Source organism: uncultured Nostoc sp., assembly GCF_964245575.1.
GTDB lineage: Bacteria > Cyanobacteriota > Cyanobacteriia > Cyanobacteriales > Nostocaceae > Nostoc.
This window is the reverse complement of sequence record NZ_CAXTNP010000281.1, coordinates 1-9,480: the sequence shown is the minus strand read 5'-3', so window position 1 is coordinate 9,480 and position 9,480 is coordinate 1. Positions and strand designations below refer to the sequence as shown.

Annotated in this window: 12 protein-coding genes, 1 pseudogene and 1 riboswitch; of the genes and pseudogenes, 9 read left to right on the top strand and 4 right to left on the bottom strand. The window is 40.1% G+C overall.

Going from position 1 to position 9,480, the window contains the following annotated elements:
• Positions 1–206 precede the first annotated feature (206 nt).
• The 3 genes and pseudogenes from ACFFAP_RS31250 (at position 207) to ACFFAP_RS31240 (ending at position 1,915) form a co-directional block, all read left to right on the top strand.
• Positions 207–1,493, top strand: a complete 1,287-nt coding sequence (locus ACFFAP_RS31250) for a right-handed parallel beta-helix repeat-containing protein (protein WP_375514852.1) — start codon at positions 207–209, stop codon at positions 1,491–1,493.
• Between the two features lie 5 nt (positions 1,494–1,498).
• A pseudogene (locus ACFFAP_RS31245) lies at positions 1,499–1,751 on the top strand (hypothetical protein); the annotation flags it as partial.
• A complete protein-coding gene (locus tag ACFFAP_RS31240; protein WP_375514851.1) occupies positions 1,676–1,915 on the top strand; it encodes a hypothetical protein in 240 nt (79 codons plus the stop codon). The pseudogene ACFFAP_RS31245 and the gene ACFFAP_RS31240, both read left to right, overlap by 76 nt.
• Here the strand turns inward: ACFFAP_RS31240 and ACFFAP_RS31235 are convergent.
• From ACFFAP_RS31235 to ACFFAP_RS31225, 3 genes are all read right to left on the bottom strand, one after another.
• A complete protein-coding gene (locus ACFFAP_RS31235; protein WP_375514853.1) occupies positions 1,879–2,052 on the bottom strand; it encodes a DUF120 domain-containing protein in 174 nt (57 codons plus the stop codon). The two genes, ACFFAP_RS31240 and ACFFAP_RS31235, sit on opposite strands and share 37 nt — an antisense overlap.
• 141 nt (positions 2,053–2,193) lie before the next feature.
• Positions 2,194–2,835 (bottom strand): TetR/AcrR family transcriptional regulator, encoded by a 642-nt coding sequence (locus ACFFAP_RS31230; protein WP_375514850.1) that lies wholly within the window; start codon positions 2,833–2,835, stop codon positions 2,194–2,196.
• Between the two features lie 121 nt (positions 2,836–2,956).
• Entirely contained in the window at positions 2,957–3,454 is a 498-nt protein-coding gene (locus tag ACFFAP_RS31225) for a GNAT family N-acetyltransferase (protein ID WP_375514849.1), read from the bottom strand.
• Between the two features lie 773 nt (positions 3,455–4,227).
• On the opposite strand from ACFFAP_RS31225, the gene ACFFAP_RS31220 reads away from it, so the two are divergent.
• The 6 genes from ACFFAP_RS31220 (at position 4,228) to thiC (ending at position 8,413) form a co-directional block, all read left to right on the top strand.
• Positions 4,228–4,707, top strand: a complete 480-nt coding sequence (locus ACFFAP_RS31220; RefSeq protein ID WP_375514848.1) for a beta-lactamase hydrolase domain-containing protein — start codon at positions 4,228–4,230, stop codon at positions 4,705–4,707.
• A 388-nt stretch (positions 4,708–5,095) separates the two neighbouring features.
• On the top strand, positions 5,096–5,860 hold the full coding sequence (locus ACFFAP_RS31215) for a hypothetical protein (RefSeq protein ID WP_375514847.1): 765 nt from the start codon (positions 5,096–5,098) through the stop codon (positions 5,858–5,860).
• Positions 5,860–6,336: a DUF2726 domain-containing protein gene (locus ACFFAP_RS31210; RefSeq protein ID WP_375514846.1), complete on the top strand. Its 477-nt coding sequence runs from the start codon at positions 5,860–5,862 to the stop codon at positions 6,334–6,336. The genes ACFFAP_RS31215 and ACFFAP_RS31210 overlap by 1 nt, the downstream gene beginning before the upstream one ends.
• A gap of 129 nt (positions 6,337–6,465) precedes the next feature.
• Entirely contained in the window at positions 6,466–6,648 is a 183-nt protein-coding gene (locus ACFFAP_RS31205; RefSeq protein WP_375514845.1) for a DUF6888 family protein, read from the top strand.
• On the top strand, positions 6,645–6,860 hold the full coding sequence (locus ACFFAP_RS31200; RefSeq protein WP_375514844.1) for a DUF6887 family protein: 216 nt from the start codon (positions 6,645–6,647) through the stop codon (positions 6,858–6,860). The genes ACFFAP_RS31205 and ACFFAP_RS31200 overlap by 4 nt, the downstream gene beginning before the upstream one ends.
• A gap of 75 nt (positions 6,861–6,935) precedes the next feature.
• Positions 6,936–7,032, top strand: a riboswitch (TPP riboswitch).
• Positions 7,033–7,039: 7 nt separating this feature from the next.
• On the top strand, positions 7,040–8,413 hold the full coding sequence (gene thiC / locus ACFFAP_RS31195; protein ID WP_375514843.1) for a phosphomethylpyrimidine synthase: 1,374 nt from the start codon (positions 7,040–7,042) through the stop codon (positions 8,411–8,413).
• Positions 8,414–8,671: 258 nt separating this feature from the next.
• Here thiC and ACFFAP_RS31190 read toward each other — a convergent pair whose 3' ends face one another.
• Positions 8,672–9,031 (bottom strand): hypothetical protein, encoded by a 360-nt coding sequence (locus tag ACFFAP_RS31190; RefSeq protein WP_375514842.1) that lies wholly within the window; start codon positions 9,029–9,031, stop codon positions 8,672–8,674.
• Positions 9,032–9,480: the final 449 nt, after the last annotated feature.

Genomic DNA, 9,480 nt, shown 5'->3' with positions numbered 1-9,480 from the left:
CAAGCCCTGATTTTTCCGTTAGCTATTTTCATTAACTTAAGGCTATTGAGAATTAACCTGTGGAAAGAGTCACGCTTTTTCGAGGCTTAAGGACTTGCCGTGAAAAGTCAGAAAAGTCCAGACAGATGACCCATTCAATTAGCAACTGAAAAAAGTTGCTGAGAACGTAATACCAATTTTCATTATAAACATTCGGAGTTAATCTCATGACTAGCAAAACATACTACGTTTCTGTAACAGGCAATGATAAAAATGATGGCTTGAGCAAAGAAGCCGCATTCACCCTCCAAAAAGCCGCGAACTTGGTGGAGGCAGGTGATACTGTTAAGATTTTGGATGGTACTTACGAAAATACCCATCCTAATTCTGATATCCTGAGTATTTCAGATAAGCACGGTACCGAAGCCGCGCCGATCACATTTGCTGCTTATTCTACTAAACAACCACCTGTTTTAGAAGCACACAAAAACAATTGGAATGCTATTTTAATTACAGGTTCCTCGTATATTGTAATCAAAGGCTTAACTCTCAAAGGCGCAAAAGGTGAGATTGATTTAAATTACGCCCAACAGCATCAAGATGATCCAAAAAGGCCTGAGACTTCTGGAAATGGAATTACCATTAAAAAAAATAGTGCAAGATTACAATCACACCACATAACAATTATCGACAACATAGTTTCTGACTTCCCCGGTGGCGGGATTGCAGCAATTGAGTCAGATTACATTACTGTTGAAAACAATGTTGTTTCCGATAATTGTTCCTATTCTCCCAATGGACCCCAAGGCATTACAATGCTGAACCTCCAGGACTTTGACAAAAAGAACCCCAACGACTACAAAGTAATAATTAAGGGCAATACTTGCTTTAACAACGAGCAAGGAATACGTGCTCTTGAAACTGGAGAAATAACGGAAGGTCATGGAATAATCCTTGATAGAAGCTACATTGAGACTGAATCAGGGACAAAATTATTCTATGAAGGCAAAGCCTTAATTTATAACAACATAAGCTACAACAATAGTGGCGCAGGTATTGAGATTTTTAATGGAGAAAACTATGTAGAGATTAAAAATAATACAATGTATAAAAACTCGCAAAAACGCCCAGTCCCAGTCGCAGAAATTTCCCTTAACAAATGTGAAAATGTTCATGTTTCTAAGAACATTATGTATGCAAGTGACGTAAATCCTGCCTGTTATATTCCTAAATCTACTAATGTTTCCTTTAACAACAACCTAGCTTACAACGGAACTTGTAAAAATACAGGATCAGGAAATATTTTGGACAAAGACCCGTTGTTTGTTGATGCAGCGAATCATGACTTTCGCCTCAAATCTGGAAGTCCTGCGATCGATGCTGGCATTGGAGCCGACCCGACCAAAAATACTCCTACCCTGAAAGTTCAAGTTCTCAATGACACAGATGACATTACAGATGAAAGCACCACCGCGATTAACTTTAGCGAAACCACTGTTGATGCTGGAGTTTAGTACAAAAACTGTTACGCTCGGTTACATCAGGAATGTTGCTAATGTGGGACAGAGGGTTACATTCTGACAAAATGATCAATGCCACGCTTTTTCGATCCTGTCAAAACTTCCATCCGTTCTCTAAACCCTCGTGAAGTAGTTGAAGAAGTTTATGACTGGCTGCTTGGACATTGGGCTATACATTGTTTAATGTTCCAAGCCGCAGAAAAAGCTGGTATTTATCCTTTGCTAATTGGTTTTACTGGCAGTTTAAATGTATCGACCCATTCCCCCGCTTCCCCAAATTACACCCCGTAACGCGTCATGTAGCACGGGGTTTGTTTTTGATGATTGGGTGCGATCGCACTGGGGAAAACATTGTCCCTGCGATCGCCAAAAAAGCTTTTCAACTCAGACTTCCCCCATTTTTTGGGAGATGGTAAGGTTGATCTAACTGAATATTTAAAGTTCCAGGGAAGAATTTCATTCCCGTTTTTCTCAAGTAATATTCCTGGAGTTTTTCAATCCAGTAAGAAAAGTTTCCTAAACCACTGACAACTTTACCTTTCAATATTTTCATATATATTGATTTTTGTAAATAGGTTGGTGAATTTTAATTACTATTAATATCGATTGAACATAAATTGTATTCAGTAGCGATCGCTAAAGCTGTTGCCTCTTGAGTAGTTTTGCTAGGGAGTCACGCAGAAATAACTTACCTTCAAAAATCATCGCTTACAGCCCTATTGACAACTGAGAGCGGAGTGGCACTGATACCGCACACAAAAATATCTACACAGGTTTCGATATAGTCCTCACAGCTATAGCTACCTTGATTGCAATTTGCACTACGGCATAGCATTCCAGCTAATAGCATTCCTTTAAACATATCAACTGCTGGAAATAGATCAAGGTCTGCTCTGACAGTGCCTCGTCTCTGACACGATTGCAGGTAAGCTACCAGTTTCTCCCCTAAGGGCTTGGCAGCTTCTTGAATCACTTGTTTTGCTGCCTCAGGATGACGTTTGGCTTCTCCAATAAAGGTACGAATTAAGTCTTCCTGTGCCTCTAGCATAGTATTGTAAAGATGGGCATACCGGATTAAATCAATTTTTAGATCCTGCGTCCACGCTTGGGGGTGTGCAAGGGCTTCTGTCTGGAGTGCCAAGGCATTTTTGATTACTGCTCCTAAAAGTTGTTCTTTGCTAGCAAAGTGGCGAAATAAAGTCACCTCATTTACACCAGCAACACGAGCTATTTCACGGGTAGTTGCTCCTTGAACACCGAAACTAGCAAATATCTGCGAGGCGGCTTCTATCAAACGTGTACGGGTGAGAGTTGATGACCGGATGGTTTTATTCATTTATGCTGGCAAGTACTTACTTCCATGATATGTTATGTGGAAAAAGCTATCGCAGCTTGAAGAAAAATAATATTAATACCAGCATTTTTAAAGTTATTGTAAATCTTATATCGGCTCAAATTTATTTCGGTGCAATAGTTAATATTTTACTCATTTTAGTAACTGGGACAACTACTCCACTTCTTAAATAATGAGGTGCTCTTTGGATGGCAGTAAATCCTAGTCGTAAATAAAACCCTTCGGCATAGAGGCTAGCAGTTGTAATTACCTTATTTATACCTTGATTAGTTGCTTCATCACAAAAATGTTGAACTAAAGCACGGCCGATCCCTTTACCTTGATATTTAGGATGGACATACAGCCCGATTAGTTCATCAACAATAAAACTAGCAAAACCTATAACAGCATCTCCCTGGATCGCAACCCAGAAAGTTTCCACTTTCATACTCTTCAAGATATTTGAACCATCAGGTTTGTCGCGGTTATTACGCCAAGCTAAAAGTTCTTTTCGGGTGTAGAAAGTTGCAGGCAGAGCTTTGATGGCAGCAACATGAATTGCACTCAGCACCCACGCATCTGTTTCTTGGGCAGGCCGAAGAGATATTTCGTTAGCGCTCATAGGTTCAGGGCTGGTATTCAGATTACATGCCTGTTTAACTTTTTAGTATATTATGAGAAATTTTAGTTGCGACGCCGATAGCGAAGCGTTAGCGAGTCTTCTCCCTTGGCGCTAGCCTCTCCCAATGTGAGAAGGGGAGACGCCAAAGGCGAACGAGCGTCATAGCCCGCACTTCTCTACAAGAGGCTGCGTGTAGCAAGATCCCCGAAAGGGTACGATAAAGCTACTTCGACAGAGGTTCCATTGAGCGACTTGTACTGAGCGTAGTCGAAGTAAGTCGAGATGCTCAGTACAAGTCAGTAACTGTCAAAGACATCGCAACACATCAACTAGCCAAATTCTCTACTGCTTTAGTGATCTTAGCAGTTTGCAATTGAGTCACAACTCGCTGGACAATTTGCCGTCTGATTTCCGGAAAATTTTGGCTCGCATCTATAACACGAGCAAGTACCGCCGCACAGGAAGTTTGGGGATAACTACTGACGCCGCCTGTAATTCGATCGCGATCAATGACAACTCCTAAAATATAAGCTACGGTAATTTTATACGTAAGAACTATAATAAGTTTTAATCTCCACTAAACCTATCGACAAACCGTATAATATAGATAAAGCAATAAAATAACCAGCTTCAAAATCTGTATTTTGAATTAATCAAGCAATATCTTTTGATATTTGGCTAATTTTGCGGTGCTTATTTGAATATCTTCTTAAAGCTTGCTGATTAGACTATTTACCAAGCTGGAAGCCATTAGAAATTGAAAAGGAGTGAATGTGATCAACGCCATACAGATTAACGAATACTTGACAACAACAGGACAAGTTATACCAAAACAGCTTGAGCAAGCTATCCAAGAAGGTTTTAAGTCCGTTCTAAATCTGCGATCGCCTGATGAGTTAGGATTTTCCCAGGATGAGCAAAAAGTAGCGGAAGCATTGGGGCTGCATTATACAAATGTTCCACTCAAGGTGGATTTAAAAAATTTGAATGAAGAGGCTATTACCAAAATTCTCAGGACACTCGAACAAATCCCTAAACCAGCAGTTGTGCATTGTGCAGCCGGGATGCGATCGACTGGAATTGCGCTCTTAAGTATCGCTATCCAGGAAGGATTAACGCCAGAGGAAACCTTAGCAAGAGCTAAGAATCTGGGTTTTGGATTCTTTGAACACGCTGGCGTTAGTCCCCGGCTGAAGCAATTATTTATGGACTACGTTAACAAACACGCGAAAGTAGCTGTGCCTACTTGCTGAAACAGTTGTACTCAGCTAACAGTAACGTGAATTTGAAAAACCTCTACCTGCCTTGAACTGTCGTTCAAGTCTGTCCCTCTCGCCCGTCGGAGAGGGGCGGTTTTGCGTAGTAAGACCTTTTTTTACTCAGGTACGTACAATTCGCGCAACTCAGCAATGGATGAGTCAAGGTACAAATTCAAGGCGATCGCCTCATAATACCTGGTGGTTAAAAGCTTTTGCTTGAAAGGTGTGAGGGTGCGATCGCCTTTCGTACAGTCATCAAGCTATAGGGAGAATAAGCACTTCCTAGAAAATCTAAAAATCTTATCTAAGACTATTGGATTATTTCAGGATAAGCGTTACACTATTCCCATGAACCTAATCCAAGGTTTTTGGAAAATAGCTAATGTCAAAAATTATATACGATGTCATCCAGCGTTTTGAGGTAGAAAACGGCGTACCTCGTTTGATTTCAACAAATATTCAGGTGATTGAAGGCGGAGAGGATTTAATGTCTTTGGCTACCAGTCTGCTGAATAAACTTGGTTTTTATGACAAGTTTGAGGAAAAACGTACATCTCAATATATAGGATATAAATTGAAAAATCCTGGAAAAGGAGCTAAACGTTATCAGCTTATTTTGGCTCAAAGAAAAGAAGGTTTATCCATTTCTATTCCTCAGGAGATATTAGAGCCATATTTGCTAAAGCTAAACTTTTCAATCAATTTTTTAACAAAAATGCGTGAATTGAAAAATGTAGTAACAATGTTTCAAGAAATATCAAAATTTTATTGGATCAGACCTAGCCAAAAAAACGTTTTTTTTGATTTAAGTAAAGAATATAGAGAAACTTTTAAAAGCCAAATTACAGGAGATTTTGAATTAAATTTTGATGGTATAGCTTATAAAGAAGCCAAAAATTCTTATTCTGATTCTAAAACTCAGAATATTAATGATATGGAACTCATTGATATAATCCAAAAAAAATATATCAGTAAGCATCCACTTTCAAACTTTTTGGATAATAGTGACTGCTGCTTAAAAATTGGGAAGGGCGACATAGGTAAAGACAAGCTTTTTAATTATGCATATCAGGTAGCTATAAATTCGAGAGAAGTTTTAGAAGAATTTATTACTTATTTTGCAAAAATCCTTATGGAGCAACAATAATGTCTGTCAAAGTAAAAAGGCTAGTTAATGCATACGAAGAAAGGATGCTAGAGTTTTTGCAAACTTGTGTAGATGATAGTTATAAAATTCATACACAGGTTAGCTTATGTCAATTTTGCTCCCTAGACGAGAGCATTGATTGGGAACTAAAAAAATTTTTCTTTAGCTCTAATGTGGATGCTTTAATAACAAACCATGATTATAAACCTTGTTTGGTTGTAGATTTTCAGTCTTCATATCATGACTCAGATGAAGCAAAAGAGCGCGATCGCAAAAAAGCCACTTTACTCGCTCTTGCAGAGATTCCCTTACTTTATTCACGGGTGAAAGACTTTGGATTATTACATCTTTACTCTCAATCGGAAGAAGTAATATGTAATTTATTTACAGGAAACCGACGCGAAAATGCCCAAGCCCTAATTAGAAAGTATTGCGAACAATCTTTTTCTTCTGATGTTGGACTTACAGCTTGTTAAACCACAAGATGGTTGCACGCCAATAGCCAGAAATCTCAGCGATCGCAAAATTAGCAGACTATGGTATCGCTTTGATTACATTAAATTACTATAAAATATAAAATATAAATAAGCTTTTATATCAAAGGAGTGGTTATCCTTCTAACAGCAGCACAAGCCTTAAAATGTGTCTACCTGTGTCAATTCTTGAGAAATATTTCCAAACTAATTTATATGGTGTGTCTGGATGATCGCACTGGAAAAATATTCATCTTAGCTGGAGAAGATATAGAAATTCTGATTAGTCGTGATGGCAACTGGGAATATCCATGAGTAAACCAAACTTTGATGCTATGAGCAAGGCAGAATTAGGCGCCTATGTCATTGCACACCAAGATGATCAAGAGGCTTTTTACGCATTTGCAGATCGTTTGACGGCAAAACCTCCCTCTGCGACTTATCCCGCATCAATGATTCCAGAAGAAATCCACAAGGCAATATTAGACATTATTCAACAGAAACAGCGTAGGCGCAGCCCGTCGTAGATATCGCCAGACTCCGAAAAAACAGCATAAATTTTTAACTCACTTGCCCTCAGACATAACGAAGGTGGTACACTACATCCATGCTAGGGGTGCCTATATAACCAGGCTGAGATCACACCCTTAACACCTGAGTCTGGGTAATACCAGCGGAGGGAAGCTGTTTATTGAGGAATTACAATATGCGGACAGAATGGGTTGCTAAACGACGTGGGCAGAGTAATGTATCTCAAATGCACTACGCCCGCCAAGGTGTTATCACCGAAGAAATGCACTACGTCGCCCAGCGCGAAAATCTCCCTGCTGATCTCATTCGTGACGAAGTAGCGCGGGGACGAATGATTATTCCGGCTAATATTAATCACACTAATTTAGAGCCGATGGCTATTGGCATCGCCTCTAGATGTAAGGTAAATGCTAATATCGGCGCTTCTCCCAACTCTTCTAATCTTCAAGAAGAAGTTGATAAGCTGAATCTATCCGTGAAGTACGGTGCTGATACCGTGATGGATTTGTCCACAGGTGGCGGTAACTTGGATGAAATTCGTACCGCAATCATCAAGGCTTCACCTGTTCCCATTGGTACAGTGCCAGTGTACCAAGCTTTAGAAAGCGTCCACGGCACAATCGAGAACCTAACTGCTGATGATTTTCTGCATATCATCGAAAAGCACGCCCAGCAAGGAGTAGACTATCAAACTATCCACGCAGGGATTTTGCTTGAGCATTTGCCTTTGGTGAGAAACCGGCTCACTGGTATTGTCTCTCGCGGCGGCGGGATTTTGGCAAGGTGGATGTTGCATCACCACAAACAAAACCCGCTTTATACCCATTTCCAAGATATTATTGAGATTTTCAAAAAGTACGATGTCTCCTTCAGTTTAGGAGATTCTCTACGTCCTGGCTGCACCCATGATGCCTCAGATGAAGCACAATTAGCTGAATTGAAAACCCTTGGACAGCTAACTCGCAAAGCCTGGGAAGATGATGTACAGGTGATGGTGGAAGGGCCTGGACACGTCCCAATGGATCAAATTGAGTTCAACGTCCGTAAGCAGATGGAAGAGTGTTCTGAAGCACCTTTCTATGTTTTGGGGCCATTGGTAACAGACATTGCTCCCGGTTATGACCACATCACTTCAGCTATTGGAGCAGCAATGGCTGGATGGTACGGTACTGCAATGCTGTGTTATGTAACACCTAAAGAACATTTGGGTCTACCAAATGCCGAAGATGTGCGGAATGGGTTGATTGCTTATAAAATAGCAGCTCATGCGGCTGATATTGCTAGACATCGCTCTGGTGCAAGGGATAGAGATGATGAACTTTCTAAGGCGCGTTACAACTTCGATTGGAACCGTCAGTTTGAATTATCACTCGACCCAGAAAGAGCTAAGGAATATCACGATGAAACTTTACCAGCAGATATCTATAAAACTGCTGAGTTTTGTTCGATGTGTGGGCCTAAGTTCTGCCCAATGCAAACTAAGGTTGATGCTGATGCGCTGACAGAATTAGAGAAGTTCTTGGCGAAAGAGGCTGTGACTCAAAGCTAACAGATTAGACCTTTTGCAAAAGTCGAAAAACCTCTGTAATTGGTATCAATTATAAGTTAAAACTCTTTTAAAACCTCATTCCCAGTTTTCGGCTGGGAATGAGACAAAATGGTTTTGCTTCTCTCAAAATATCAGGTTAGGTTTTGCGATCGCACTTTTACTTCCTACAAGAGTAATCCAATTGCGATCGCTCCCCAATCAAAGCTAAATCAGTAATTCTGGTTGGTAATCTATGCGATCGCGTTTAATCGCGCCTACTTACTTCGGTAAAACCAGGCTTTGACGCACAGCACGCTTGCGGTCGCTTTTACGAATACCTCCAGCCATCTGATACTCATGGCTATCATTACCATATTTATAAGCAATACCACGCAAAATTTTCTCAGAATAGTCTGCCAAATCTTGTTCATTTTCAATGATCTGGGTTAGTAAGACATCAAGAGTGGAGAGGGTAGTATTGTATGCTTCTAGAGATTGGCGGAGACTTTCGATTTTTTCAGTATAATCTTTGACTGTTAAGCTCTCTCCGACATCGAGAGTTGGACTAATAGATTTAATGCTTGCTAGACGTAGTTCAGCTTTGCCAAGAGTACGTGAATTGCGTTTTGACCTTGCCATAATTAATACTCATTTTCTAAATTCCTGATAACTCTATAGTGGACAATTGTTGAAAAAGTTGTCATAGGTGAAATTGTTGATTTTTCTGAAAAAGCCTAAAATTTAAATTCCCTACAACATTTTTTGGCAATTGAAACCATATTTATTGTTGAGGCACAGCAGTGCTGTACCTCAAAAGCCTGTTCTATTTAAGGGAAGATGCTGTAACACAAGTCTGTTTCTAATAACGTGAAAGTGGAAGCTGCTACAGACTGCGCAAAACACGGAAATGTCTTGGCGGAAGCTCCTACAGGCTGCGCGGAACACGGAAATGTCTTGGCGGAAGCTGCTACAGACTGCGCAAAACACGGAAATGTCTTGGCAGAAGCTCTTACAGGGAAGAATATTTTGATTTTTGCTCAGTAATATGTGGTTATTTAACAGAGCATTAAAAATACCCCACCCTAGCC

Bases quoted from the DNA above. Each gene is read 5' to 3' on its own strand.
- ACFFAP_RS31250 (WP_375514852.1), top strand. From the start codon at position 207: ATGACTAGCAAAACATACTACGTTTCTGTAACAGGCAATGATAAAAAT.
- ACFFAP_RS31235 (WP_375514853.1), bottom strand. From the start codon at position 2,052: ATGAAAATATTGAAAGGTAAAGTTGTCAGTGGTTTAGGAAACTTTTCT.
- ACFFAP_RS31230 (WP_375514850.1), bottom strand. From the start codon at position 2,835: ATGAATAAAACCATCCGGTCATCAACTCTCACCCGTACACGTTTGATA.
- ACFFAP_RS31225 (WP_375514849.1), bottom strand. From the start codon at position 3,454: ATGAGCGCTAACGAAATATCTCTTCGGCCTGCCCAAGAAACAGATGCG.
- ACFFAP_RS31215 (WP_375514847.1), top strand. From the start codon at position 5,096: ATGTCAAAAATTATATACGATGTCATCCAGCGTTTTGAGGTAGAAAAC.
- ACFFAP_RS31210 (WP_375514846.1), top strand. From the start codon at position 5,860: ATGTCTGTCAAAGTAAAAAGGCTAGTTAATGCATACGAAGAAAGGATG.
- ACFFAP_RS31200 (WP_375514844.1), top strand. From the start codon at position 6,645: ATGAGTAAACCAAACTTTGATGCTATGAGCAAGGCAGAATTAGGCGCC.
- thiC (WP_375514843.1), top strand. From the start codon at position 7,040: ATGCGGACAGAATGGGTTGCTAAACGACGTGGGCAGAGTAATGTATCT.
- ACFFAP_RS31190 (WP_375514842.1), bottom strand. From the start codon at position 9,031: ATGGCAAGGTCAAAACGCAATTCACGTACTCTTGGCAAAGCTGAACTA.